The sequence below is a fragment of the Streptococcus sp. KHUD_011 genome, assembly GCF_046352925.1.
Taxonomy (GTDB): domain Bacteria; phylum Bacillota; class Bacilli; order Lactobacillales; family Streptococcaceae; genus Streptococcus.
This window is the reverse complement of record NZ_CP157578.1, coordinates 321,645-346,906: the sequence shown is the minus strand read 5'-3', so window position 1 is coordinate 346,906 and position 25,262 is coordinate 321,645. Positions and strand designations below refer to the sequence as shown.

Genomic DNA, 25,262 nt, shown 5'->3' with positions numbered 1-25,262 from the left:
ATCTAACCCATTTTCCCTCTGACTTTTTTATACAATTTTGCAGATACGAGAAACAATATATATTTCAATTTATTTTTCCTTGTAACATTTGAATTCGGAATAACATCTTTGAAATATTGAATGTATTCTTTTCTAATTTTATTAACTTCAGCATACATATCTGAACTAAGCATAGCATGTACAATATGCAGACCATTAAAAACATAGCGAACATTCAAGGCTCTTCTCATATCCCTATCACCTGAATAGTCTCGTTCAACATAACTTCTATTCCATTCCATTGCCTTGTAAAAATCTAAGAGACGATCACTATACTTAGAATTTACAATACTTCCTGGTCTTCGATAGTATTTATAAAGATTTAGATCACTAACAGCAATATTTTCACAGAAAGCAATATGCTCATAAGCAAGAGCTAAATCTTCATACAACATCCCATTAGGATATGGAAACCTTAATAAAATTTCTTTCTTATATAGTTTACCACCTGAATGTGTCCCAACATAATTTCCATAAAACATTTGTTCTAAAGCTGTTCTACGATCTAATTTTCCAGAATATTTCTCTCTGAAATCTCCTAGGAAATCACTATTTTCATAGTTTCTAACTTCAATCACTGGAGTTGCTACAAGATCAACTCTATACTTATCTCTAAGTTCTACTAAATATTCAATGGCTCTATGGTCATAATAATCGTCTGAATCAATGAAAACAATCCAATCTGTTGAAGATTCTTTTACCCCAGTATTGCGGGCATTGGACAATCCCCCATTTTCAATATGCAGAACTTTTATTCTGTCATCTTCTCGAGCATATTGGTCACAAATTTCTCCAGAACTATCCGTCGAACCATCATCTACTAAGATTATTTCAATATTTTTATATGTTTGTTGTCTTAGACTTTCTACACAATAACTCAAATAGTTCTCAACATTGTACACTGGTACAACAATAGAAATCTGATCCATTATGATAATCCTTCCAAAATGATATCAACAATACGCTCACAAGCTTTTCCATCTCCATATGGATTACTTGCTTTACTCATCTTGCTGTACTCTGTTTCATCTTCTAAAAGCAGTTTGAAATTAGTATAAATATTTTCTTCTTCTGTTCCTACTAATTTCAAGGTTCCTGCAGCAATCCCCTCTGGACGTTCTGTTGTATCACGCATTACCAATACTGGTTTACCTAAAGAAGGTGCTTCTTCTTGTACACCACCCGAATCTGTTAAAATCATGTAGCTTTGATTCATAAAATTATGGAAATCAATGACTTCTAGAGGTTCAATGATTTGCATCCGTTCATTGTCACCAAACACTTTACTTGCTAGCTCACGAATCTTAGGATTCTTATGAATAGGATATACGACTTTAACATCTTCAAACTCATTCAGGATACGATTAACTGCGTTAAACATATTTTCCATGGGTTGACCAAGATTTTCACGTCGATGAGCTGTCAACATGATGAGTTTACTATCCTTAGCCCACTCTAAAATAGGATGGTCATAATGATCTTGAACGGTTGTCTTCAAGGCATCAATAACAGTATTTCCAGTAACATAAATATTTTCTCTTCCCTCTTTTAAAAGATTCTCTTTAGCCACTTCTGTGGGAGCAAAATTGAAATCTGCAATAATTGAAGTGGTCTGACGATTAAATTCTTCAGGAAATGGGCTTTGAAGATTATAAGTTCTCAATCCTGCCTCTACATGTCCAACTTTAATTCCCATGTAAAATGCAGCTAAAGCTGTCGCAAAAGTGGTTGTAGTATCCCCATGAACAAGAACAATATCTGGTTTTTCCTGCTCTAAAACTGCTTGAATTTTATCTAAAATACTTGTCGTGATTGTAAATAGTGTTTGATTTGCCTTCATAATTCCTAAATCATAATCAGGAACAACTTTAAAGACATCTAAAACTTGCTCTAACATTTCTTTATGTTGACCAGTTACACATACAAGTGTTTTGATTGAATCATTTTTCTTCAGTTCATTCACTAAGGGACACATTTTTATTGCTTCTGGACGCGTCCCAAAAACTAACATTACTTTTTTCATTTCGAATCCCCCATTAGTTTTTGATAAAATTTACGATAATTCTCTAAAAATAAAGGATAACTAAACTTCTCTTCATAATCTTTTTTAGCTTGATGAGCTAACCTAGTTCTAAGAGTTGAGTCAGTCGCCAGACTCTCAATAGCAGAAGCTAAGGCCCTAGCATCTTTAGCAGGAACCAAGATCCCATTTTCATTTGTAACAACTTCGTTTAATCCCGGTATATCCGTGGCAACTAAGGTTTTGCTATTCATAAATGCCTCAATGGCAACTAGGCCAAATCCTTCAAATACTGAAGGCAAAACACAAAAATCAAAACTATTGATACATTCTACTATATCCTTGCGATATCCTAAAAAAGATACTTTATCTTCCAGATTTAGTTCTTTAACCTTGTTTTCTAGTTCGGCTCTAAGCTCTCCATCCCCAACGATAAATAAACGAAGTTTTTCATCTGAAATCAAAGAAATCGCATCAAGCAGATAAGTCAAGCCTTTTTGTTTAGATAATCTTGCAATACAGCCTAGCTTGATTCCATCAAACTTCATAATCTCATCAACTTGTCTATCTGACTGTTTCAAGATCACTCCGTTATAGATAACAGTGCTGTCTGTCACTCCCACATCATCTTTCAAATTTTTATTAACTGCTTGACCAACTGCAATACTATAGGCATTTTTCAGTGAAAATCTATATAAAGGCAACTTATCTTTAAAGACATTATGAGCAGTGTAAACATGGACTAGCTTGGGATTTATCAGTTTTAATAAACGAATATAAAAAGCTGCCATACGATGATGCGTATGAACCAGAGTAATCTTATTTGTCTTAATAATTTGATAAATAGTAAGAAGCAACTTCAAAACAGTAAGAGGATTTTTGCTGTCTATATCGTGAATTTTATGATGGATAATTCCTTGGGCATCTAATTTTGGTTCCCAAAGGCCTCCTGTAGAAGCAACATGTACACTATCAAATTCATCTTGCAAATCAGAACTCAACTGATACACGATTCTCTCAGCACCACCAATATCCATCGTTCGTGAAATATGTAAAATATTATTTTTTCGTTTTTCGTTTCTCATCTAAAACTCGCTTAATAAAGGTAACATTCCCTACAAAGTATCGTTTAAAGAGACGCTTTGGTTCATTAGCAACTCGGAATAACCACTCCAAGTTTGATTTTTGCATCCAAAGTGGAGCACGTTGAATGTGACCAGACAGTACGTCAAAGCTACCACCTACACCCATAAAAATAGAATTCACTCCATTATCCATAAATTTTTGGATGATGTATTCTTTTTTAGGTGAAGTAATTCCAACAAATACAAAGTCGGGATTCTTTTCACGAATATCTTCCTGAATATCTTGCTCATCTTCCTCAGAAAAATAACCATTACGATGTCCAACAACTCGTAGATTTGGATACTCTTCTTTGAAATTTTGTAACATATCTTGCAAAACTTCTTCTTTAGCACCAAAGAAATACACTGAATAAGATTTCTCATCGGCTAATTTTAATAATCTTTGCATTAAATCAATTCCAGCAACTCGTTCTGGAACTTGGTAGCCCAAAAATCGAGAGGCTAGAACGACTGATGCACCATCTGCATTGATGATTTCAGAATCATTAACTATCTTTTTAATGACTTCATCTGATTGACATTGGTTAATCTTATCAGCGTTTACGCCCATTAAATGAAGAGGGCGTTGTTCAATGACAAAATTCTCAACCGCCTGTACTGTTTCATCCATTGTTAAAGGGTCAATCCTGACCCCCATTAAATCAAAACTATTCAAATTAATCTCCCCATGTAGACTCGAAATGACCCTTACGTTCTGCTTCTTCGGGTAACTTCATGTAATCACCGTATATTTTTGTTAAATATTCATCTGGGTTTGCATGGCAACTGATTTCCAAGTTCTCAAACTCTAGTAATTGTGGTTCACCGAATACTTCTTTTCTAGCAAGTTCACGTTCTCTATATGAACCTAGTACATTCCCTACTATTGAACTAGTTTCAAAATCATATTGTTTAATTAGATTTTGTAATTTGTTGTTAATAGTGGCTGTTTTTAGAAGTTTATTTAATTTCAAAACTTTTGATATACTCACAATTGCATTTTCAAAACTTCCCCGATCTCTGTCATGTAAACGATCGATTACAGAAATTTTAGAAAGTGCACGATATAATTTAATTTTGTTTGTATGAATAAAATAATGAAAACGATCATCTGGATAACCATCCAGAGGGAAAATATCTATGAAAGGACTACAAAGTTCATCTCCAAATGGAATTTGTAAAGATGTATCCATAATAGAGGTATTACCTAAATTATCATCATGAAGTCTCAAAACGACATGTTCTGGAAGTTCCTTTTTGCAAATTGACAAAAATTTTTCATAATCTTTTCGAGGCATCCCTAGATCCATGTCATCATCCCAAGGAATAAATCCTTTATGACGAATTGCTCCTAGCAATGTCCCTCCCAAAGCATAATATCTTAAATCATATTTACTACAAATAGCAATAAAACTTTTTAATAAAGATAATTCTCCTAGTTGAATTTCCCTCACTTTATTCATAATTTTACTTCGCTCCATCCCTCATAAATACAACTTTAACTGTTTTTAGTAGAATTTCAATATCTTTCCAAATTGTCCAATCGTCTATATAAGCTACATCTAATTTAACAACTTCATCAAAATTCTTAATCTCACTTCTACCACTAACTTGCCAAAGTCCAGTGATACCTGGTTTAAAACTCAATCGACGTTTTTGTTCAGGTGTGTATGTCTCATATTCATCAACTGTTGGCGGTCTTGTTCCAACTAGACTCATATCCCCTTTCAAAACATTCCAAAATTGAGGGAGTTCATCCAAGCTAGTTTTACGGATAAAGCGCCCAATGTTTGTGATGCGAGGATCATTATCCATCTTAAACATACCACCCTGCATAGTATTTTTCTCCAACAATTCTCTCTTTTTATCCTCAGCATCAATACACATTGATCTAAATTTATAAAAAGTAAAATGTCGACCGTTTTTTCCTATACGTGTCTGGGCAAAAATAGCAGGCCCACCATCTTTTCTAATAGCTGGAACTAGAACTATACTGACTAAGCCACAAATCATTAAACCAAAAATAGAACCAATAATATCTATGACACGCTTAGCAATGACATGACTATTTTTATAAAATTTCGTCGAAAAGGTAATGACATTTAGACCAGCCATCCCACGGATTTTCTTGTCACGCCCTAGATTATGGTCAAAAGCATTTAGATTAACTGTTACATCAATTCCCATCGTTTCAAAACGAGAAATAAATTCACCAATATCATATTCTTCACTAGGAAGATTGATAAACACTTCGTCCACAACTTCGTGAGTTGCAAAATTTAAAATATCTTCGACTGGTACGACTGTAATAGTATCATGTTGGAAATTAGGTTTATCTAATACACTAACTGCCACCAGTTCTCCAAAGAAATCACCAGCATCAAGTAATTTATCCATCACTTTCTCAACTCTAGATGTTGCTGTAATCAAGAATAGTTTTTTACTCCATTTCAAATTAGGAAATATCCGTTTCGAATAATACTTGATAAAAATATTGACTAGATACATTAGAATCGAGTGTAAGGTTAAGAAATACACCATGCCTCGTCTAGAGATGCTAAAGCGTTCTTCTAAAAAGAAATTGGAAAGACTAATTGCCAACGCAAAGAAAATGATATATTTTGTCAAGCGAACAAGCTCACGTAAATATCCTCTTTTAAAAAAATCTTGACCGAAATCACTAAAATAAAATACTATGTAGTGGAGAATATATAGGACAATCATTGTTGTTGAAAGAATATCTGTCTCTTTAACAAAACTAAGAAAATACCCCAGTAACACTACTATAAAACTCTGGATTACTGCCAGAGATATTTTTATCCCTTTCTCTTCCATAACTACTTCCTAGTTTATTTTTTACTTTTTCCCATAATTGCCATAAGCTCCATAAGCTCCATAACCACCATAAGCTCCGTATTTTTCAACTTCGGTGTTGAATTTATTTAGAACTACACCTAAAAAAGGAGTCCCTGTTTGTTCTAACTGTTCCTTCGCCTTTAAGACATCACGTCGTTTTGTCTCTCCAGCTGCCGTAACCAAGATAGAAGCATCACATTTTTGTGTAATGATAGCGGCGTCAATAACCATCCCAATCGGTGCAGTATCCACAATGACATAGTCAAAATACTTACGTAGGGTATCAATCATGGTATGGAAATTTTCACTCTGCAGGAGGGCCGTTGGATTAGGTGATGTCGGTCCTGCCTGAATAACAAATAGGTTATCAATATTGGTATCACAGAGACCATTTGAAAGATCAGTAGTCCCTGCCAAAAAGTCAGTCAATCCAGTAATTTTTTCTCTTGACTTGAAGACACCAGACATAACTGAATTACGGATATCCGCATCTACTAGTAATGTTTTATAGCCTGCACGTGCGAAAGCCCAGGCGATATTAGTTGAAGTTGTAGATTTCCCTTCACCAGGTTTGACAGATGAGATGGCAAGAACTTTCAAATTATCACCACTCAATTGAATATTGGTGCGCAAAGCATTATAGTGTTCTTCAGCTTTTTTAGCAAAATCTAAACGCTTTTGTGCGATTTCTAATGTTGGCATATTTTCTCCCTTACTTTAACTTATCCAAATCTGGAACAATTCCTAAAAGTGCGACATGCATGACTTCTTCGACATCTTCTGGTCGCTTGACACGATCATCCAATAATTCAAACAATAAGACTGAAACAACCATTACTGCACCACCTACTAGGAAAGCAAGCGCAGTATTTCGACGAATATTAGGTGAGGATGGAGTTAGTGCCGGTCTCGCTTCCTCTAGTGTTGTCACATCAGATACACGAGTTACAGAAATGATTTTTTCCGATGCAACCTCACGAAGAGCATTGGCGATACGGCTCGCTTCTTCTGGTTGGGCATCTTTTACAGTAATTGACACGATACGAGTGTCCACAGGAACTGTTACCTGAATCTTCTTGCTTAACGCCTTAACTGTTTTCTCTAATTTAAGATTTGAAATGACTTTCTCCAATACATCTTGCGAAAGGATAATTTCCTTATAGTCTTTTACCAGGTAAGTACCAGCCTGCAAATCCTGGTTGGTCAACCCTGTTTTTTCCGATTGATTTCGATTGACTACATAGATACGTGTTGTACTAGAATACTCAGGCGTAAGAACAAAACTGCTTACACCAAAAGCTATGACAGCTGCTACAATCGCAGTTAGGATAATAGCGATTTTCTTCTTCCAAAGGATTTTAAATAATTGGACAATGTCAATTGCGATTTCTTTATTTTCTTTCATGTCAACTCCTAAATAATTTGATCCGCTAAGATGAAGCGAGGATTTTCGATAAATAATTCTCTCGCCTTTCTTTCACCGTATTGTTTTGAAACGATCTCATAAGCTTCTTTCATGTAAGGCGGTCTTTGGTCCAAATTGTGCATATCACTAGCAACAAAATGTACCAAGTCTCGCTCTAGAAAATAGCGAGCTCGTTTCTTCATAAATTTATATTTATCCCCAAATAACTTTGGTTTTAAAATGCTGGAACTATTGATTTGAGTGTAGCAACCCATATCAATCAACTCTTTCACCCGTTTTTCGTTATTCTCTAATTCATGGTAACGTTCAATGTGGGCAACTACAGGCGTTATCCCAAGCATGAGAACATTGCTCAAAGCAGTATGGATTTCCCGATAAGGGGTAGCCATACTAAACTCAATGAGAGCATAGCGTGTCCCATTAAGACTTGGAATGACCTGTTTCTCCAATTTCGCAAGCACATCACTAGTATAATAAATTTCTGCTCCATAGAGAATGGTCAAGTCTGGAGCCACCTCCTTGGCTAGCTCCTTAACTTCTTGGAAGTTTGCCTCTATTGTCTCCTCAGGAGTTTCAAACATTCCTTTTCGTCTATGCGATGTCGATACAATAGTCCTTACCCCTTGCCTATAGGCTTCTGCCAGAAGCGCCTTGCTTTCTTGCTTAGATTTTGGACCATCATCCACACCAAATACAATATGCGAATGAATATCAATCATTTTGTCTTATTTTCCTTCCATCACATCATTGATTGCAGCCTTGACTGACTCTAAACTGCTATCACTTATCTCCATCATGTAGAGGTTACTATCAGGCATGGCATAAGATGGCAAATCCATACGCCCTGTTCCTTTAAGATCTTGCGAATTGATCTTATACGTTCCACCACTCTCAAGTTGGGCATTAACCAGGTTCATCATGGTTTCAAGTGGCATATTGGTTTGAATCGAATCTTGCAGCCCTTTTATAATACTGTCATAATTTTTCAAAGCTTCCGTAGAAGTTAATTTTTGCAGAATTGCAACAATGACCTTTTGCTGGTTACGGCCACGATCCCGATCACCATCTGCCAAAGAATAGCGCTCACGCACAAAGCCAAGAGCTTGCTCCGAATCAAGATGAACATTCCCTACAGGAAAATGAAACTTACCATGCAATGATGTAAAATCCTGATCATTATGAACATCAACCCCACCAAGGAGATCTATCAACTTCAAGAAAGAAGTGAAATTCAAACGAGCATAATAGTTCAAGTCAATACCGTAGAGATTTTCCAGGGTATGAATTGAAGCATCTACCCCATAAATCCCCGCATGGGTCAACTTATCTTTTTGGTTGTTGCCACCATCTGCAATTGGAACATAGGAATCACGAGGTGTCGTTGTCAAGAGAATCTTTTTCGTTTCACGATTCACTGTCATAATGATATTGACATCCGAACGAGAAACTGAGCTAATTGGACCGTAAGTATCAATTCCGCTGATATAAACGTTGAAACTGTCACCTTTGACATCTTTTGGAGTTTCAACCGTCTTGGTTAATTCTTTGGTATAGATTTTCTTAATTTTCGAAGCATAGTCAGGATATTCCGATTCGATAATGTTTTCAAAGACACTGTTTAGAATGATTGCCTTTGTATCACCGGCTAGTAAGCTCTTATAGGCCGCAAGATAGGAGCTACTTTCTTCGACAGTCAATTCCTTATTTTGACTAGCCTTCAGATCATTCATCAACTGTTGGATATTATCCTTATCCGTCCCAGTAGGCCCCATTACACTGGTTACCTGACTGATATTATCAATTGGACTATCTGCTAACACCGCAACACTCATCGAATAATTCGAGTAATTCGATGTCGCATTCAGGCGACTGGTAAATCCAATGAACTGCCCTACAGCAAAGAGAGAAGTACCATTGATTAACACACCAAGTAGTAATAAAAACAGCGTTAGATTTTGAACTTTCTTGGACCGAATTAAAAAGAAGCACAAGATGGCTAAGGCTACAATTAAGACAGTGACCACTATATTGAGATATCGGAAGGCTAGCATATTGTACTTGAAAATCAAAAACAATAAAAAGACTGCTAGTAATGCATAGATAGCTAGCAACCCCCAACTAATCACTATTTTTGTTTTACCCTGACGAGCTCGCTTCGAAGATCTACTCACGATATACCTCTATTATCAATTTTTATTTCATTTTATTATATCATAAAAAAATACACTTGTGAGATAAATCCGCTTAGGTAAGGCGTTTTCATCTTCTTTCCGAAACATTCTTTTTGATTTGCAAACAATTACATCAATAAATTTACTATATAAACATTAAAACAAGGTCCCTTACGGAACCTCGTTCATCTATTTAACATGATTTTCTGCTTCTTTTTGAGCTTTTTCGATTGCTTTTTTGCTTTCTTGCTCCCATTTGGCCTTAGCTTCTTCATACTGTTTGGTTGTCACAGTATCTTTTTGCAGTTTCATGTACTTGTAGTTATTGCCATCACCCTTGATGCCGACCAGTGAATACCCTCTTGTAAATGGCGTTACTTTGGTTACAGATGCTGTTCCACCACTTGACATAGCTGACATAATCAGAGAATTGTCAATCATCCAAGCCTGTGCTTCAGCATATTTTTCATATCGTTTGGCTACATCTTTATTTTCACTATCTGCATCTTTGAGCATCTTGGTGTAAGTATCAAGCCCCAAGCTAGCAATCTTAGCTTTATCTTCCTGAGCATCTAGACCAAAGATCTTGAGGTAGAATCCATCCTCTGCATTGAAAGGATTGAGATAAGTTGATGGATCTTGGTAGTCACCTACCCAACCATCAAAGTTCAAATCATAGTCACGATCAGCTGGTGTCGGTGCCAAGAAGGCTACGTTGTTAAAATCATCTGTTGAAAGTTGTTGAACGTCAATGACAATGTTATCAGCACCCAAAATTGACTCAAGGGTCTGCTTAACTGAGTTCATGCCTGTCACGGCATTTTTACTCGTCTGATCAACTGCCACATCCAAGTGAATTGGGAAGGTCACACCTTGACTTGCCAATTCTTTTTTAGCTTCCGCAAATTTTGCTTGGGCTTTTTCTTTGTTGAAATAGGCATCCTGAGCATCTGCCAAGTTAATACCTGACCATTCTGTGCCATAGTTAACCAATTTAGAAGCCACTACTTCTCCAAAGGTCTTGTCTCCGACTTGGACAAATGTAGGAGGCACTAGGGTGTTACGAAGGGTCTTGCTAGCTGCTTCTTCCCCATTTGACTGAGCAGAATAGGCTGTGCGATCCAAGGCAAAGTTCACTGCTTGACGGAAGTTCTTGTTCAAGACAGCTGTCTCAGTTGACTTCTTCTGCTCATCTGTCGTTTTAGCAGTGTGATTGTAGGCCTTACGGTTGACGTTGAAATTGAAATACCAAGAAGTCTTGTCCTGCAAGCTATAGACGATATTATCCTTATATTTTTCCTTGGTCTTGGCAAAGTTAGAACTATTTGGATAAACCCCAGCGATAGAATAAGCTCCACTTTCAAAGTTACGGATGGTCAATTCTTGGTCTGAGCCGTCAAAGTAAGCCAATTTTACGTGTTCAATCGATACTTTGTCATGATCATAGTAATGCGGATTCTTCACATACTCGATCGATGATTTTGATGTGAAATCTTTTAACAAATAAGGTCCGCTGTAGAGAATGCTATCTGGAGATAGGGTCCCAAAATCTTTCCCTTTTGAGTTTAGAAACTCTTCATTCACTGGGAAAAGAATACTATTGGTTGTTTTTGAATTCCAGTAAGGCTCTGGGCGTGCCAAAGTATACTCAACAGTATGGTCGTCAATGGCCTTCACCCCAACCTTAGAAAAGTCAGAATCCGCTCCTGTAATATAATCATTCAAGCCCTTGATCGAGTTTTGAATCAAGTCAATGGCCTGGGATTTATTATCCACTGCATACTTGATACCTGTCACAAAATCTTGTGCCTTGACTGGGGCGTACTCTTCACCGTCAGCCGTGAACCATTTGGCATCTTTTCTCAGTTTGTAGGTATAAGTCAGGCCATCGCTTGAAACAGACCAGTCTTCTGCCAAAGATGGAACTAGGTTTCCGTGGTTGTCATTTTCAAGCAAACCATCAACTAGGTTGGTAATGATGGCTGTATTATCAGCGTAGTAGTCTAACAAGTAGTTAAATGTAGTTGGATTTCCACTAAAGGTTGATGAGTAAGTTTTTGTATCTGAACCTGATTGTCCGCAAGCAGCTAAAAGCAAAGCAGCTGCAAAAGTCAGGCCTGCACTAAGGACACGCTTTTTTGTAGTCATCTTCTTTCTCCTTTATGTTAGTTTTTATAACATAAGTTTATTTTACCAAAATAGTGGGAATTTGTAAAGTTAATTGAATTTTGAGAATGAAAGTTTATAAACCTTGGTTATAAAAAAAACAAAGGATTTCTGCCTTTCATACAGTCCTCCCTTGTTTTTATGCGATTTCAATTTTAAATTTTTCTGTAAAAAATATTTATAGTAATTCCACACAGAAAGCATCCCATGGAGCTAAGATTTGTTTTTCAAAGACTTCCTGAGCCACGGTGTTTTCAATCAAGACCGATTTGACGTTTCCTTCTACGGTCAAGTCTTGCTCTTCATTGGACAAGTTAGCCACAACTAGAAAACGACGGTCCCCATCTTTACGGATATAGGCAAAGACCTTGTCAGTTGTTTCCAAGAGTTCAAAGTTAGCTCGAATCAGCCAGCTATTCTCCTTACGTATTTGGACCAGTTTCTGATAGGTATAGAAAATAGAATCTGGATTTGCCAGCGCTTCTTGAACGTTGATTGCTTGATAGTTTGGATTCACTGCCAACCAAGGTTGACCTGTTGAGAAACCAGCATTTTTGCTCTCGTCCCATTGCATAGGGGTACGGGCATTGTCACGACCAATGACACGGATACTGTCCATGATTTCTTCCATCGGAACACCTTTTTCAAGAGCTTCACGCGCATAGTTGAGGGATTCAATATCTTCTACTTGATCCAGCGTTTCAAACGGATAGTTGGTCATCCCAATCTCCTCACCCTGGTAGATATAAGGTGTCCCTCTCATGAGATGAAGCAAAATTGCAAAGGCTTTGGCAGATTTTTCACGGTATTCTTGGTCATTCCCCCAGATTGAGACAATACGAGGGAGGTCATGATTGTTCCAGAAGAGCGAATTCCAACCGTCCTCAACTCCTAACTCTGTCTGCCATTTGTTGAAAATCTCTTTCAACTTAGCGATATTCAGCTCTTTTTGATAGTGCCATTTAGGCTGACCTTCCTGATACTGAAGACAGATATGCTCAAACTGGAAGACCATAGACAATTCTTGGCCCTTTGGATCAGAGTAGAGCTTGGCAATCTCTGGAGTTGCTCCCCAGGTTTCCCCTACTGTCAAGAGATCCTGATCTCCAAAGGTCGCTTGATTCATCTCCTTGAGATAAGGATGGAGCATGGGACCATTATTGACTACTTTCTCATCAGGAATTTTCCCAATCATGTCGATAACATCCATACGGAAACCGCCAATGCCCTTATCAATCCAGAAGTTCATCATCTCATAAATTTTATGGCGAAGTTTTTCATTCTCCCAGTTAAGATCCGGCTGTTTCTTGCTGAAAAAGTGGAGATAGTATTGACCTGACTTTTCATCGTATTCCCAAGCAGACCCACTAAAGATAGAATCTAGGTCGTTGGGCTCATCGCGCCAGATATAGTAGTCTCGCTCAGGGCTGTCAGGATTTTCACAGGCCTCGACAAACCAGGCATGTTCATCCGAAGTATGATTGACCACCAAGTCCATAATGATACGAATATCACGTTTCTTAGCTTCCTCAATCAGCTCATCCATATCCTCCATGGTTCCGAAAATAGCCGCAATCGCTTGATAATCAGCAATATCATAGCCATTATCATCCATAGGACTGTCATAAACAGGAGACAGCCAAATCGCTGTGATTCCTAACTTAGCTAGATAGTCTAACTTACTGGTAATACCTGGCAAATCACCAATTCCATCTCCGTTGCTATCCATAAAGCTCTTAGGATAGACCTGATAGACTACGGCATTGTGCCACCATTTTTCTTGCATCTTCTTACCTCATTATTTTAATAAGCTGTAGTCTATGATAGCGCTTTTTAAAATTTTATGCAAGCGTTTGCCTAATCTTTTTGATTCCTTTTTTAACTCCATAGTTCCCTAACTTCCAATTTTTTATTATAATAGGGGTCAGAGGTAAAAAAATGAAAAAACAAGCTTTTAGTTCTGAACAATATTTGAATCTACAGCGCGACCACATTTTGGAGCGCATTAACCAATTTGACGGCAAGCTCTACTTGGAGTTTGGTGGCAAAATGTTAGAAGATTTCCACGCTGCTCGTGTCCTTCCTGGTTATGAGCCTGACAACAAAATCAAGCTCTTGCAAGAATTGAAAGAGCAAGTCGAGGTTGTAATTGCCATTAACGCTAGCAACATCGAACATTCCAAGGCACGTGGTGACTTGGGAATTTCTTATGACCAAGAAGTTCTTCGCTTGATTGATAAATTCAATGAATTGGGAATTTTTGTTGGCTCAGTGGTCATCACACAGTACGCTGGCCAACCAGCTGCAGATGCCTTCCGCAACCAACTGGAAAAAAACGGAATTGATTCTTATCTTCATTATCCAATCAAAGGATATCCGACGGATATGGATCACATCATTTCTCCAGAAGGCATGGGAAAAAATGACTACATCAAAACCAGTCGCAACTTGATTGTCGTAACCGCTCCTGGACCTGGTTCTGGAAAATTAGCAACTTGTATGTCCAATATGTATCACGACCAAATCAATGGTATCAAGTCTGGTTACGCTAAATTTGAAACCTTCCCAGTCTGGAATCTTCCCCTTCATCATCCAGTTAATTTAGCCTACGAGGCTGCCACAGCTGACCTTGATGATGTCAACATGATTGACCCCTTCCATCTCCAAACCTACGAAGAAACCACTGTCAACTATAACCGTGATATCGAAATTTTCCCAGTGCTCAAGCGCATGTTGGAACGTATCCTAGGAGAGTCTCCATACGCTTCTCCGACAGATATGGGTGTCAACATGGTTGGTTTCGCTATTACAGATGATGAAGCTGCTGTCGAAGCTTCTAAACAAGAAATCATCCGTCGCTACTATCAAACTGTTCTTGATTTTAAAGCCGAAAAAGTTGGCGAATCTGCTGTCAAGAAAATCGAGTTGCTTATGAACGACCTTGGTATCACACCTGCAGACCGTAAGGTTGCTGTCGTTGCCCGTCAAAAGGCAGAAGAAACTGGCGGCCCTGCCCTAGCCCTTGAATTGCCAACTGGGGAAATTGTCACTGGTAAGAACTCAGAACTCTTTGGCCCTACAGCCGCTGCTCTTATCAACGCTATCAAGAAATCAGCTGACATCGCTAAAGAAGTAAAACTAATCGAACCTGAAGTTGTTAAGCCAATCCAAGGTCTTAAAATCGATCATCTCGGTAGCCGCAATCCACGCCTTCATTCAAATGAAATCCTGATTGCACTTGCTATCACAGCTACAGAAAATCCTGATGCTGCTCGTGCTATGGAAGAACTTGGTAACCTCAAAGGAAGCGAAGCCCACTCAACCATCATCTTGACAGATGAAGACAAGAATGTCCTTCGCAAATTGGGTATCAATGTAACCTTTGACCCTTATTACCAATACGATCGCTTGTATCGTAAGTAAAGATTTGAACCTCTCCACTATCGGAGAGGTTTTCTCTCTGTCTCAGGAGCCGGCTTTATGTTATAATGAAAGAAGAAAACTGAAAGGATTTACCATGTCAAAAGAAGTTATTGTTGAAAGTTTTGAACTTGACCACACTATTGTTAAAGCACCCTATGTCCGCTTGATTGGGGAAGAAACAGGGCCAAAGGGAGACATCATCTCCAATTATGATATTCGCTTAGTGCAACCTAACGAAGACTCTATCCCTACCGCTGGCTTGCACACTATTGAGCACCTCTTGGCCAAGCTCATCCGTACCCGCATTGACGGTATGATTGACTGTTCACCATTTGGTTGCCGCACAGGCTTCCACATGATTATGTGGGGACGTCATACTAGCGCTGAAATTGCATCTGTTATCAAGGATTCGCTCAAGGAAATCGCTGAAACAACTACTTGGGAAGAGGTTCCTGGAACAACCATCGAATCTTGCGGAAACTACAAGGACCACAGCCTCTTTTCTGCCAAAGAATGGGCGAAACTCATCCTGGAACAAGGAATCTCAGATGATGCCTTTGAGCGCCATATCATCTAAACACAAAAAAGGAACCAGTTTTTTCAGCTGGTTCCTTCTTTTTTATGCTCAAAATTCTGTATTAAGCTTTTTCACGAATGACCAAAACACCATCTTCCATGTCTGCTTCCAAATGTTTGGCATCTAGATGATCCAAATGGAAGTCTGTTACCTTATCACGAATTTCTTGTTCAACCACGCGACGGAGTGGACGAACACCCATGACTTCGTCATAGCCTTCTTCTGTGATATAGTCTTTAGCCGCTTGACTGACTACCAAATCAATGTCTTTCTTAGCCAAGGTTTGGTTAACTTCAGCCAACATCAAATCTACAATCTTAGAAAGGTCTTCCTTCGTCAAGTGTGAGAACTCGATAACTGCGTTAAAGCGGTTAAGAAACTCTGGACGGAAGAAGGGTTTCAAACGATCCATCAACTCTGGTTTATCCGCATCTTCTGTCAAGTTGACTTCATAGCCAAATCCAGCATTTGACGTTGCAATAATGACAGTGTTCTTGAAGTTCACTGTATTTCCTTGACCATCTGTCAAACGACCATCATCCAAGACTTGGAGGAGAAGAGTAATGACTTGAGGATCAGCCTTTTCAATTTCGTCCAAGAGAATGATAGAGTAAGGATTGCGACGGACACGTTCTGTCAAAGTATTGCTATTGTCATCATACCCAACATAACCTGCAGTTGTACCAATCAATTTAGATACGGATGTGCGGTCGCTGTATTCTGACATGTCCAAACGGATGATAGCATCTTTCGTTCCGAACATATCAAGAGCCAATTGTTTAGCCAACTCAGTCTTACCAACACCAGTAGGACCTACAAAGAGGAAGCTACCAATTGGACGGTTACCTTCATCAAAACCAGCACGGTTACGACGGATAGCTTTTGCTACTGCTTCAACGGCCTTATCTTGACCAATAACTTTCGTCTGCAAACGATGACCCATATCTTTCAAACGTTCGATGTCCGTAGCCCCCATTTGAGATACTGGAATACCCGTCATACGTTCTACAGATTCAGCCACATCGTTGACACTTGCAGTCACTTTCATATCTTCTGTATGGTTTTCGATTTTCTTTTCCAATTCTGCAATGCGTGTTTTATAGTTTAGAGCTGCTTCAAAATCTTCTGCCTCAACTGCTTTTTCTTGCTTGTCTTTTTCTGCCTCAATTTCACGTTCAACAGCATGAACATCTGTTACTGGATGCTGAGCTGCCAAGTGAGCCGCCGTAACATCGACAAGGTCGATAGCTTTATCTGGCAAGCTACGTTGTGGAATATATTGAACAGAGTAATCAACGGCAGCTTTTAAGACTTCATCTGGCAAAATAACATTGTGGTGTTGTTGATAAAGATCTCGAATACCTTGAAGAATCTTGAAAGTATCTTCAGCAGATGGAGCATTAACCTTCACTTCGTTGAAACGACGAGCAAGGGCTGCATTTTTCAAGATAGTATTACGGTATTCATCTTGAGTAGTTGCGCCAATCACTGTCAATTCTCCACGTGAAAGAGCTGGTTTCAAGATATCAGCAAGACCTTTAGACCCTTGACCATCACCTGTGCTACCAGCACCAAGAATTTGGTGAATTTCGTCGAAGAAAAGGATAATATTTCCAGCTTCTTTGACTTCGTTTACCAAGTTTTGAATGTTTTCTTCAAAACTACCGCGGTATTGAGTCCCAGCCTCAAGTCCTGAGATATCAATGGAAATAATTTCCTTATTCTTAATAGCAGCTGGAACATCACCATTCACAATAGCTTGTGCTAAGCCTTCGACAACTGCTGTCTTACCAACACCTGCGTCTCCTACTAAAACAGGATTATTCTTGGTACGGCGTGAAAGGATTTCAGATGTTTCTTGAATTTCCTTGTTTCGTCCGATGACAGGATCCAACTTGCCCTCACGCGCTTCTGCAGTCAAGTTTCGACCTAGTTTTGCAAGGACACCGTCTTGTTTCATACCTGATGCCTGTTGTGGCATTTTTCCATCAACTTCTGCATTTCCTGGTAATTGACCAGTCGCACGATAGTGAGCAAATTCCTCAGGTGTCACTTCACGTCCATTAATCAAGTAACGACGATTTTCAGAACTATATCCTCGCATACCACCCATCAATTGGTTAAATAAATCATCCATGTTGTTAAAATTATTAAAGTTGTTATTCATATTCTTTACCTCTTTTTATTATTTATTATTACTGATATTGACTATCTTTGACCTTTGTTTTAAAAAATTTAGACTAGCTAAATCGCTACTCTACGTACTATTTCTGGTTTTTCTTTTTCAAGCAGGAGTAGACTATCTTTACTTCTGAAGATTTCTAGATTAAACATAGACCCCACCTCTTTCTATTTTACTTTAAATAATACTCTTCGAAAATCTCTTCAAACCACGTCAGTTCTATCTGTAAGCTCAAAACAGTGTTTTGAGCACTTCTTAGTTTGCTCTTTGATTTTCATTGAGTATAAGTGTTCGAGTAAGGCTTTCATTTACCTTACGTTCATAATATACTACATTAGTCAGAAAAGGTCAAGAGATTTGACTTTAATTGACCAATATTTTTTAGAATGCAAAAACACCCTGAAACTGAACATCAGGGTGCCATTCTTACATCAAATATAAAATTGCTAGGGTCAGGAGACTTGCTAGAAGCCCTACTCCCCAAAAGAAGAAGTCAACCTTCCACTCGCTCCAAGGATTTCCTTTACCAGACAATCCTCCAAGCTCAAAATGGTGATGCACAGGCGTCATACGGAAAATACGTTTACCACCAGTCATTTTGAAATAGCCGACTTGCATCATGACCGAAGTTGTTTCAAAGACATAAACAATTCCGATAATCAATAGAGTCCATTCTTGGTGGAGAGCCATAGAGATAGCTGCCAGCATTCCACCGAGAGCCAAACTTCCCACATCTCCCATAAAGACCTTGGCAGGCTTATGGTTAAAGACAAAGAAAGCAAGCAAACCACCGATCATGGCAAGAATCACTAGAAGGATATCCATCTGACCTTGCACATAGGCAATAACTCCATAGGCAGACAAACTAATCACAACTGAAATACTAGCCAGGCCGTCAATACCGTCTGTCAAGTTTACTGCGTTTGAAAAACCGACTAGCCAGAAAAGAGCGAAGACAATATAGAAAATTCCTAGATGCACTTGGTAACCAAAGACAGAAAGCATATCTCCACCGCGCTCATAGAAAAGGTAGAAAATGACACCACCTAGAAGCTGAAGAGCCAATTTCTGCTTGGGATTAAGACCCTCATTGATTTTACGAAAGACCTTGAGAAAGTCATCTAAAAATCCGATTAAGCCATAAAGAACCAAGATAAATAAAATCATACCGACATTATTGCTGAGTTGATTACTAAATAGGGCGAAAAAGAAAGCAACTAAAACAGAAGCAATTAAGAAAACCAAACCTCCCATTGTAGGAGTCCCAGCTTTTGCCTGGTGCTGTTTGACATCCTCATGCATCTGCTGGCCTGTAATTTGCGCCTTTCTATAAAATTGGATAAAGGCCGGAATTCCTACTAAAGTTAGTAAAAATGTCACAATTCCAGCACTGATAGAAATAAACATATTAGTCTCCTAAAGTTAATTTAATTTTTTTAATGTTTTTGATAGCTGTATTAGTCCGAACATCTTGCTTCTGAACAACAGAACCTGAACCTTCAAATTCCAGCTCAATATCCAACCATTTAGCAAAGGTCTCAGCAGTCTCTTTTTTCCAACCATACATGTCTGGAATTTCTTCTACCTTATCAGATAAAAGGAGAACTTGTTGGTTAGGTGCTAGATTTTTTCCTTCTTCTACAGAAGACTCTTTAATCTTTGTTCCAGTACCTACAACGATTGGTTGAACAAGGTTACGTCGTAATTCCTCTGCTAAATCACCCGGCGTGTAATCCTTAGTTGCAGGCATTGCATAACTTGTAGTCTTACTAAACTGCTCCAAATTCTTAGCAGTTGACTGAAGATTGAGTGATTCTTTCATAGCTGAGGCTCTTTCAAGAATTGGATTGGCAAACTCTCCAAGTTGAATACCTGAATAATGCTCAGGTTGTTGAACAGTCACATAGAGGATAAAGTCAGGATTTTCCGCTGGGTGCATAGAAACAACTGAGAAAATGTAGTTTGTTGAACCTGTAAGATAACCACCATTTTTCTCATCTGCAATCTGCGCAGTCCCTGATTTAAGGGCCACATTTTGACCTGGAACATTGACAGTTGCTTTTCCTGTACTATGATTGTACATAGTTCCATATCTAGGATCCGTCCCTACCAAAACCATGTGAGTACGAGTTTGGCTAGCTGCATCTTTCGAAACGGGATTTCCTACGATTTCTTTTTGAGATTTACGAACGGTTTGATCATTTGGATCATACAAGGCCGTAATAAATTTAGGCTCTAGCATGACGCCATCATTGGCAATGGCTGTAAAGGCACGAATCATTTGCGTCTGAGTTACTGAAATACCTTGTCCAAATGAACTCTGAGCAATATTAACAATATTGTCAGCTGGAAGTTGCCCTGCATATTCATCTGTCAAACCAAAACGAGTTGGAACCCCAAATTTAAAGCGGTTTAGATAATCCAACCAAGTAGCATCACCCATTTTCTGCTCAAGAAGTGTCATCCCAATATTACTTGAGTGAGCAAACCCTTGAGAAAATGTCATCATACCACCGCCGGTCAAACCTTCATTAACGTCCCAATCTCGAATCGTCGCATCCGCTATTTTTAATTCACTGCTATTGAAGTATTCTCCACCTGGGAAAGTATTATTATCAATAGATGCTGCTAGCGTCATGACCTTCATGGTTGATCCTGGTTCGTAATTACTTTGATAAAGAATATCACGCCAAACAAAATCTTTGGTGATGCCATCCTTAGTATCTGCATTAAAGGTAGGTCGTTGGGTGGTAGCGAGGATTTCACCGGTCTTTGCACTGACCAAGGTCGCGGTCATATACTTACCTTTTACTTTTTCTAGAAAGGCATCCATCTGAGTTTCCATGAAAGATTGGAGCGGACTAGACAATGTTGTATAAACATCCTTGCCATCTACAGTTTGTTGCGATACCTGTTCTGTACCGGGTACGATATTTCCTACACGGTCTTTTTCATAGGTAATAATACCGTCTGTCCCAGCAAGAATGGTATTTAAAGAACTCTCCAAACCAGAAGTCCCTAACAAACTCTTACTACCATCCTCATTTTCATGAAGTTGGGCTAAGCCAATAAAACTAGAAGCAAATTGTCCATTTGGATAGCTTCTGTTAGGGCTAGTTGTAAAGTCAATCCCCTCCACACTAGCATCTTTTAACTCTTTTTTAATAGCCATCATATTGGCATAGGTAATCCCATTTCCTTTTGCACCAAAGGAAACTTGGGTCAGATTTGGTTGAGCCAGTTGCTCTTTTACATAAGCTTCATCCATATCCAAATACTTATGGAAGACTTCAGCTACCTTATTAAACTGCGAATCCTCTACATAAAGAATTTTTCCAGTTGCTGACTTGTATTTTTTATCAATAACAGCATAGACGTTATAAGAGGTCGCATCTTCAGCGATTGGCACTCCATTTCGGTCATAGATAGTCCCACGTTTGGCAGGAACTGTTCGGGTTGTTTGGTGAACCTTTTTAGCCTCTTTTACCAAGTCAGTACCAAATATATTACCTTTTGCGATAATATAAGCAAAATTGGCCAAAAAGAGGCCGAAAAGGGCAACAGCTACAAAGCTGAGGTACTTGCCAACTATCCTACGGTTTTCTGCTGGAGATTTACGATTTTTTACCGCAAATCGGGTTATTTTTTCTGTCCATTTCATATCTTACTCCGCTGTTCGGATGTTTTCATTATTCAATTTCAAATCTTTTTTATCTGCAATTTCTTTCAAGCGCTCTGAACGAATCAATTCATTCACTTCCTGCTTGGCATCGTCCAGCTCTGTTTTCTTTTCCTCTATCTGCGCATTGATTTTTGTCAAATCACTTTGCACTTGCAAAAGTCGTGTTTGCATAAAGATAATGCTCACTGCTAAGACGAGAGCCGTAAAAGCGATGGAAAGATAAAAAGCCTTCTCCACACGGGAGAATTTTTTGATACGACTCTGCAAGAATTGACTGGTTGTTTCTTTTTTATCTACCATTTTTTCCTCTTACTTGTGAATTTTTCTGGCCACGCGCAACTTAGCTGAATGCGAGCGGTTATTGGCTTCTAACTCTTCCACACTTGGCAAGATTGGCTTACGGGATACCAATTCCATCTTGGGCTTGAGATCATCTGGGATGAAAGGCAAACCTTTAGGAACTTCCACTGTTGAAGCTTCCTTGAACAATTGCTTGGTCAAGCGGTCTTCCAAGGAATGAAAGGTAATCACTGAAATTCTACCATCTAGAGCCAACATGTCCATAGCCTGCTGGATAGATTCATCTGCCGCTCCCAGTTCATCATTGACTTCAATTCGAATAGCCTGGAAAATCTGCTTGGCAGGATGCCCCTTCTTCTTGAGTTCCTTAGCAGGTTTGGCCGACTTGATAATCTCTGATAACTCAGTCGTTGTCTCGATTGGCTTGACTGCACGTACTTGTTCAATCTTACGCGCAATCTGTTTAGAGAATTTGTCCTCGCCATACTTGAAGAAAATACGAACCAAGTCATGATAGTCATAGTGGTTCACCACTTCATAGGCTGTCAGACTAGATTCCTGATTCATGCGCATGTCCAGTGGCGCATCCTTTTTATAAGAAAAACCACGCTCACGCTGGTCCAATTGAGGACTAGACACTCCCAAGTCATAACAAATTCCATCAATTTCCTGAACACCAGCTTCGCGCAAACGTGCCTGTAAATGACGGAAGTTATCCTTGATAAAAGTCACCATCCCCTTTTCAATGTAGGGTGCCAAGCGTTTTTGCGCATTATCAATGGCATTCTGGTCCTGGTCAAAGGCATAGAGATGGCCTTTTTCACTTAATTTACTTAATAAATATTCGCTATGGCCCGCTCCACCCAAAGTCGCATCAACGTAGATACCATTAGGTTTTACGTCGAGCATATCAATCGTTTCATGGAGTAAGACCGTTACATGATGAAATTCTTTTGTCATATCTTATCTATTTTACCACAAATCCGACCAGCTTGCACTAGTCAGACAAATCGGTCAAAAACAAGTAAGATTTCTTTAAGAAATATGTCAAATATGCTTGACATTCGCTCCATAGAAGAATATAATATAGTCAAATATATACGACACAAATCAGAAAGGAGAACATATGAATCGTGTGAAAGAATTTCGCAAGGAACTGGGCATTTCCCAGCTCGAACTCGCCAAGGATATCGGTGTCTCGAGACAAACCATCAATATGATTGAAAACGACAAGTACAACCCAACCCTGGAACTTTGTCTCAATCTCGCCCGCAGCCTCCAAACTGACCTCAACAGTCTCTTTTGGGAGGAAGATTTTTAAAAAAGGAGCCAACTTATGAAAAAAGAAACCTTCACTGAAAAACTCATCAAACGCACATACGGCATTTCTGGTCCCCTTGACGAATACAAACGGCGTGAGGCCGATCGTATTGGGAACCAAGTCTTTATCTTCCTATTTTATCTGATGATTTTCGGAAATATTATTCCACTCCTTCTGGCCTATAAATTTCCTCAACTAGTGGCTCTGGTCTATCCTCCTCTGATTTTAGTGATTGCCCTCATCGCTGCCGGCTATGTCACCTACCAAATGCAAAAAACAGGGATTACAACTATTGAACCAGATATGCTGAGTGAGAAAGAAAGTAAGCAACTACATTACCCAGGTCTGAAAGCAGGTTTGTTCTTTGGTCTATGGATGTTTTTTATAACTCCTCTTCTCAGTATACTCATAGGTGAAAGTCCGGACTATTTTAATTCTCTTCTCACTATAAGAAATGGTGTATCAAGCATTCTCGGTTCTATCTTCTTCGGAGCGAGTATACAGTTCCTCATCTCCCGTCGCATTGCAAAAACTAAGAAAGATCAAGATGAGTATTAGGAGGTCCCCTATGAAATCACTAGTAACTTTACTTACCTATCATCTTTTGTTTGCTTCACTGCTCATCTTCATCATCGTTTCAGGGAACTTGCCAATCTACGATATAGTCCTCCTTCCAGTCTTTGTTCCAGCCCTCAACAAAGGATTGACTTATCTAAAAATCGACTCCCAAAAAACGCGCATACTCAACTTAGCACTAATCTTTATGATTCTATCCTTACCACAACTGACGCTCATTTCAAGCAATTGGAAATATTATATACTGCTAACTATCGCTATCCTTTCTTCTATTACTTATCTTTATTATCTCTATCAATTCGTAAAAGAAACAAAATAGCATCGTTCATTTAGGAGAAATCACCCATGAAAAAAGAAGACTTAACAACTCGCCTACTTCGAAATTTCTTTCATATCCAAGGGCCTTTTGATGAATGCCGTCAAGAGGTTATCTACAAGGCTTGCGCCCGTTCCATGATCCAAATCTTTTACTCTTCCTTCATTCTCTTCCTATTCTATATTTTGTTCGGAAGCTTTATAGAAATTGTTCGAAATGTTATGCCCTACATCTATTTTGGACTCATTTTGTTCATGAGTATAAAAGCTCAAAAAGCCGTCCAAGAGCTTCATCTTGAAAAGGATGACAAATCAGAAATCATCCTCAAAACCTACAGCAAAGCCCAAATCAAATTCCGAAGCTGGATTGTGTTTATCGGTATTCAGATTGGCTTCTTTACCTTACTCATCTTTCATAAAGTCTTCGTTCAGCAGATGTCCCTTTCAGATTTTGTAAAATTGCTCTTGCAATTCGATAAAAGTGGTCCTTTCCTGATGTATGGCCTGATTATCGGTAGCATTTTTGGAACCCTGACCTACGGCTTTCTATCCCTACAGGAGGAGAAAACTCCTAAAAACACCAAACAGAAGGAGAAAAGCAAGCAATGACTTCACTATACGATTTTTCAGTCTTGAACCAAGACCATCAAGAAACTCCACTAGAGACCTATCGTGGTAAGGTTATCTTGGTTGTCAACACTGCTACTGGATGTGGTTTAACGCCCCAGTACCAAGGACTTCAAGAACTCTATGATCGCTATCAAGAACAAGGTTTTGAGATTTTAGACTTCCCTTGCAACCAGTTTATGGGACAAGCACCAGGCAGCGAAGAGGAAATCAACGCCTTCTGTAGCCTACATTATCAAACCAGCTTCCCACGTTTTGCCAAGATTAAGGTCAACGGTAAGGAAGCAGATCCCCTCTATGTGTGGCTAAAAGATCAAAAATCTGGCCCACTAGGAAAACGAATCGAATGGAATTTCGCTAAATTTCTCATCAGTCGAGACGGACAAGTCGTTGAACGCTTCTCTTCAAAAACAGACCCAAAACAAATTGAAGAGACCATACAAAATCTACTATAATT

General features: G+C 38.8%; 24 protein-coding genes. 7 read left to right on the top strand and 17 right to left on the bottom strand.

What is annotated here, in order from left to right:
- Positions 1-2: 2 nt before the first annotated feature.
- From ABKJ27_RS01705 to ABKJ27_RS01650, 12 genes are all read right to left on the bottom strand, one after another.
- A complete protein-coding gene (locus tag ABKJ27_RS01705; protein WP_237447056.1) occupies positions 3-968 on the bottom strand; it encodes a glycosyltransferase family 2 protein in 966 nt (321 codons plus the stop codon).
- Complete coding sequence (gene wecB / locus ABKJ27_RS01700) at positions 968-2,062, bottom strand: non-hydrolyzing UDP-N-acetylglucosamine 2-epimerase (protein ID WP_410011910.1); 1,095 nt, start codon at positions 2,060-2,062, stop codon at positions 968-970. Before wecB ends, ABKJ27_RS01705 begins: the two co-directional genes overlap by 1 nt.
- Positions 2,059-3,144 carry a glycosyltransferase family 4 protein gene (locus ABKJ27_RS01695; RefSeq protein WP_125446899.1) on the bottom strand — a complete coding sequence of 362 codons (1,086 nt, stop codon included), beginning with the start codon at positions 3,142-3,144 and terminating at the stop codon, positions 2,059-2,061. The genes wecB and ABKJ27_RS01695 overlap by 4 nt, the downstream gene beginning before the upstream one ends.
- Entirely contained in the window at positions 3,119-3,841 is a 723-nt protein-coding gene (locus ABKJ27_RS01690) for a WecB/TagA/CpsF family glycosyltransferase (protein WP_237447111.1), read from the bottom strand. The genes ABKJ27_RS01695 and ABKJ27_RS01690 overlap by 26 nt, the downstream gene beginning before the upstream one ends.
- 19 nt (positions 3,842-3,860) lie before the next feature.
- Positions 3,861-4,646: a LicD family protein gene (locus tag ABKJ27_RS01685; RefSeq protein ID WP_314725751.1), complete on the bottom strand. Its 786-nt coding sequence runs from the start codon at positions 4,644-4,646 to the stop codon at positions 3,861-3,863.
- Positions 4,647-4,650: 4 nt separating this feature from the next.
- Entirely contained in the window at positions 4,651-6,018 is a 1,368-nt protein-coding gene (locus tag ABKJ27_RS01680) for a sugar transferase (RefSeq protein WP_237447058.1), read from the bottom strand.
- Between the two features lie 21 nt (positions 6,019-6,039).
- A complete protein-coding gene (locus ABKJ27_RS01675) occupies positions 6,040-6,741 on the bottom strand; it encodes a tyrosine-protein kinase (RefSeq protein ID WP_203212667.1) in 702 nt (233 codons plus the stop codon).
- A 10-nt stretch (positions 6,742-6,751) separates the two neighbouring features.
- Positions 6,752-7,444 carry a CspC family polysaccharide chain length determinant protein gene (locus ABKJ27_RS01670; RefSeq protein WP_410011909.1) on the bottom strand — a complete coding sequence of 231 codons (693 nt, stop codon included), beginning with the start codon at positions 7,442-7,444 and terminating at the stop codon, positions 6,752-6,754.
- Positions 7,445-7,452: 8 nt separating this feature from the next.
- The gene (gene cps4B / locus ABKJ27_RS01665; protein WP_247949508.1) at positions 7,453-8,184 is read right to left on the bottom strand and encodes a capsular polysaccharide biosynthesis protein Cps4B; all 732 of its coding nucleotides are present in this window, start codon (positions 8,182-8,184) and stop codon (positions 7,453-7,455) included.
- A 6-nt stretch (positions 8,185-8,190) separates the two neighbouring features.
- Positions 8,191-9,636: an LCP family protein gene (locus ABKJ27_RS01660; protein ID WP_410011908.1), complete on the bottom strand. Its 1,446-nt coding sequence runs from the start codon at positions 9,634-9,636 to the stop codon at positions 8,191-8,193.
- Positions 9,637-9,825: 189 nt separating this feature from the next.
- Positions 9,826-11,784 (bottom strand): peptide ABC transporter substrate-binding protein, encoded by a 1,959-nt coding sequence (locus ABKJ27_RS01655; RefSeq protein WP_410011907.1) that lies wholly within the window; start codon positions 11,782-11,784, stop codon positions 9,826-9,828.
- A 196-nt stretch (positions 11,785-11,980) separates the two neighbouring features.
- Entirely contained in the window at positions 11,981-13,588 is a 1,608-nt protein-coding gene (locus ABKJ27_RS01650; RefSeq protein ID WP_410011906.1) for a glycoside hydrolase family 13 protein, read from the bottom strand.
- A gap of 152 nt (positions 13,589-13,740) precedes the next feature.
- On the opposite strand from ABKJ27_RS01650, the gene ABKJ27_RS01645 reads away from it, so the two are divergent.
- A complete protein-coding gene (locus ABKJ27_RS01645; protein ID WP_023946637.1) occupies positions 13,741-15,225 on the top strand; it encodes a DUF1846 domain-containing protein in 1,485 nt (494 codons plus the stop codon).
- 94 nt (positions 15,226-15,319) lie between these two features.
- Entirely contained in the window at positions 15,320-15,802 is a 483-nt protein-coding gene (locus ABKJ27_RS01640) for an S-ribosylhomocysteine lyase (RefSeq protein ID WP_410011905.1), read from the top strand.
- 61 nt (positions 15,803-15,863) lie between these two features.
- On the opposite strand, the gene ABKJ27_RS01635 is transcribed toward ABKJ27_RS01640, so the two are convergent.
- The 5 genes from ABKJ27_RS01635 to rsmH all read right to left on the bottom strand — a co-directional run bounded on the left by ABKJ27_RS01635 (position 15,864) and on the right by rsmH (position 22,926).
- Complete coding sequence (locus ABKJ27_RS01635) at positions 15,864-17,969, bottom strand: ATP-dependent Clp protease ATP-binding subunit (protein ID WP_410011904.1); 2,106 nt, start codon at positions 17,967-17,969, stop codon at positions 15,864-15,866.
- 441 nt (positions 17,970-18,410) lie between these two features.
- Complete coding sequence (mraY, locus tag ABKJ27_RS01630) at positions 18,411-19,391, bottom strand: phospho-N-acetylmuramoyl-pentapeptide-transferase (protein ID WP_020903426.1); 981 nt, start codon at positions 19,389-19,391, stop codon at positions 18,411-18,413.
- A 1-nt stretch (position 19,392) separates the two neighbouring features.
- Positions 19,393-21,645, bottom strand: coding sequence for a penicillin-binding protein PBP2X (pbp2X, locus tag ABKJ27_RS01625; protein ID WP_410011903.1), 2,253 nt, complete (start codon positions 21,643-21,645; stop codon positions 19,393-19,395).
- Positions 21,646-21,648: 3 nt separating this feature from the next.
- Positions 21,649-21,966, bottom strand: coding sequence for a cell division protein FtsL (gene ftsL / locus ABKJ27_RS01620; RefSeq protein WP_020902171.1), 318 nt, complete (start codon positions 21,964-21,966; stop codon positions 21,649-21,651).
- A gap of 9 nt (positions 21,967-21,975) precedes the next feature.
- On the bottom strand, positions 21,976-22,926 hold the full coding sequence (gene rsmH, locus ABKJ27_RS01615) for a 16S rRNA (cytosine(1402)-N(4))-methyltransferase RsmH (RefSeq protein ID WP_410011902.1): 951 nt from the start codon (positions 22,924-22,926) through the stop codon (positions 21,976-21,978).
- A gap of 166 nt (positions 22,927-23,092) precedes the next feature.
- Here rsmH and ABKJ27_RS01610 point away from each other — a divergent pair, with 166 nt between their 5' ends.
- Genes ABKJ27_RS01610 through ABKJ27_RS01590 form a run of 5 tightly spaced genes read left to right on the top strand, consistent with a single transcriptional unit; the run spans position 23,093 to position 25,260 of the window.
- Positions 23,093-23,287: a helix-turn-helix transcriptional regulator gene (locus tag ABKJ27_RS01610; RefSeq protein WP_001082472.1), complete on the top strand. Its 195-nt coding sequence runs from the start codon at positions 23,093-23,095 to the stop codon at positions 23,285-23,287.
- A 15-nt stretch (positions 23,288-23,302) separates the two neighbouring features.
- Entirely contained in the window at positions 23,303-23,845 is a 543-nt protein-coding gene (locus tag ABKJ27_RS01605) for a DUF3278 domain-containing protein (protein ID WP_410011901.1), read from the top strand.
- Positions 23,846-23,855: 10 nt separating this feature from the next.
- Positions 23,856-24,182: a hypothetical protein gene (locus ABKJ27_RS01600; RefSeq protein ID WP_049492910.1), complete on the top strand. Its 327-nt coding sequence runs from the start codon at positions 23,856-23,858 to the stop codon at positions 24,180-24,182.
- Between the two features lie 26 nt (positions 24,183-24,208).
- Complete coding sequence (locus ABKJ27_RS01595; RefSeq protein ID WP_084927874.1) at positions 24,209-24,787, top strand: DUF3278 domain-containing protein; 579 nt, start codon at positions 24,209-24,211, stop codon at positions 24,785-24,787.
- Positions 24,784-25,260 (top strand): glutathione peroxidase, encoded by a 477-nt coding sequence (locus ABKJ27_RS01590; protein ID WP_084927875.1) that lies wholly within the window; start codon positions 24,784-24,786, stop codon positions 25,258-25,260. The genes ABKJ27_RS01595 and ABKJ27_RS01590 overlap by 4 nt, the downstream gene beginning before the upstream one ends.
- Positions 25,261-25,262: the final 2 nt, after the last annotated feature.

Coding starts and splice junctions, on each gene's coding strand:
- ABKJ27_RS01650 (WP_410011906.1), bottom strand. CDS start 13,588: ATGCAAGAAAAATGGTGGCACAATGCCGTAGTCTATCAGGTCTATCCT.
- ABKJ27_RS01600 (WP_049492910.1), top strand. CDS start 23,856: ATGAAATCACTAGTAACTTTACTTACCTATCATCTTTTGTTTGCTTCA.
- ftsL (WP_020902171.1), bottom strand. CDS start 21,966: ATGGTAGATAAAAAAGAAACAACCAGTCAATTCTTGCAGAGTCGTATC.
- ABKJ27_RS01610 (WP_001082472.1), top strand. CDS start 23,093: ATGAATCGTGTGAAAGAATTTCGCAAGGAACTGGGCATTTCCCAGCTC.
- ABKJ27_RS01705 (WP_237447056.1), bottom strand. CDS start 968: ATGGATCAGATTTCTATTGTTGTACCAGTGTACAATGTTGAGAACTAT.
- ABKJ27_RS01655 (WP_410011907.1), bottom strand. CDS start 11,784: ATGACTACAAAAAAGCGTGTCCTTAGTGCAGGCCTGACTTTTGCAGCT.
- ABKJ27_RS01640 (WP_410011905.1), top strand. CDS start 15,320: ATGTCAAAAGAAGTTATTGTTGAAAGTTTTGAACTTGACCACACTATT.
- rsmH (WP_410011902.1), bottom strand. CDS start 22,926: ATGACAAAAGAATTTCATCATGTAACGGTCTTACTCCATGAAACGATT.
- cps4B (WP_247949508.1), bottom strand. CDS start 8,184: ATGATTGATATTCATTCGCATATTGTATTTGGTGTGGATGATGGTCCA.
- pbp2X (WP_410011903.1), bottom strand. CDS start 21,645: ATGAAATGGACAGAAAAAATAACCCGATTTGCGGTAAAAAATCGTAAA.
- ABKJ27_RS01685 (WP_314725751.1), bottom strand. CDS start 4,646: ATGAATAAAGTGAGGGAAATTCAACTAGGAGAATTATCTTTATTAAAA.
- ABKJ27_RS01605 (WP_410011901.1), top strand. CDS start 23,303: ATGAAAAAAGAAACCTTCACTGAAAAACTCATCAAACGCACATACGGC.
- ABKJ27_RS01645 (WP_023946637.1), top strand. CDS start 13,741: ATGAAAAAACAAGCTTTTAGTTCTGAACAATATTTGAATCTACAGCGC.
- ABKJ27_RS01595 (WP_084927874.1), top strand. CDS start 24,209: ATGAAAAAAGAAGACTTAACAACTCGCCTACTTCGAAATTTCTTTCAT.
- mraY (WP_020903426.1), bottom strand. CDS start 19,391: ATGTTTATTTCTATCAGTGCTGGAATTGTGACATTTTTACTAACTTTA.
- wecB (WP_410011910.1), bottom strand. CDS start 2,062: ATGAAAAAAGTAATGTTAGTTTTTGGGACGCGTCCAGAAGCAATAAAA.
- ABKJ27_RS01675 (WP_203212667.1), bottom strand. CDS start 6,741: ATGCCAACATTAGAAATCGCACAAAAGCGTTTAGATTTTGCTAAAAAA.
- ABKJ27_RS01680 (WP_237447058.1), bottom strand. CDS start 6,018: ATGGAAGAGAAAGGGATAAAAATATCTCTGGCAGTAATCCAGAGTTTT.
- ABKJ27_RS01690 (WP_237447111.1), bottom strand. CDS start 3,841: ATGGGGGTCAGGATTGACCCTTTAACAATGGATGAAACAGTACAGGCG.
- ABKJ27_RS01670 (WP_410011909.1), bottom strand. CDS start 7,444: ATGAAAGAAAATAAAGAAATCGCAATTGACATTGTCCAATTATTTAAA.
- ABKJ27_RS01590 (WP_084927875.1), top strand. CDS start 24,784: ATGACTTCACTATACGATTTTTCAGTCTTGAACCAAGACCATCAAGAA.
- ABKJ27_RS01695 (WP_125446899.1), bottom strand. CDS start 3,144: ATGAGAAACGAAAAACGAAAAAATAATATTTTACATATTTCACGAACG.
- ABKJ27_RS01635 (WP_410011904.1), bottom strand. CDS start 17,969: ATGAATAACAACTTTAATAATTTTAACAACATGGATGATTTATTTAAC.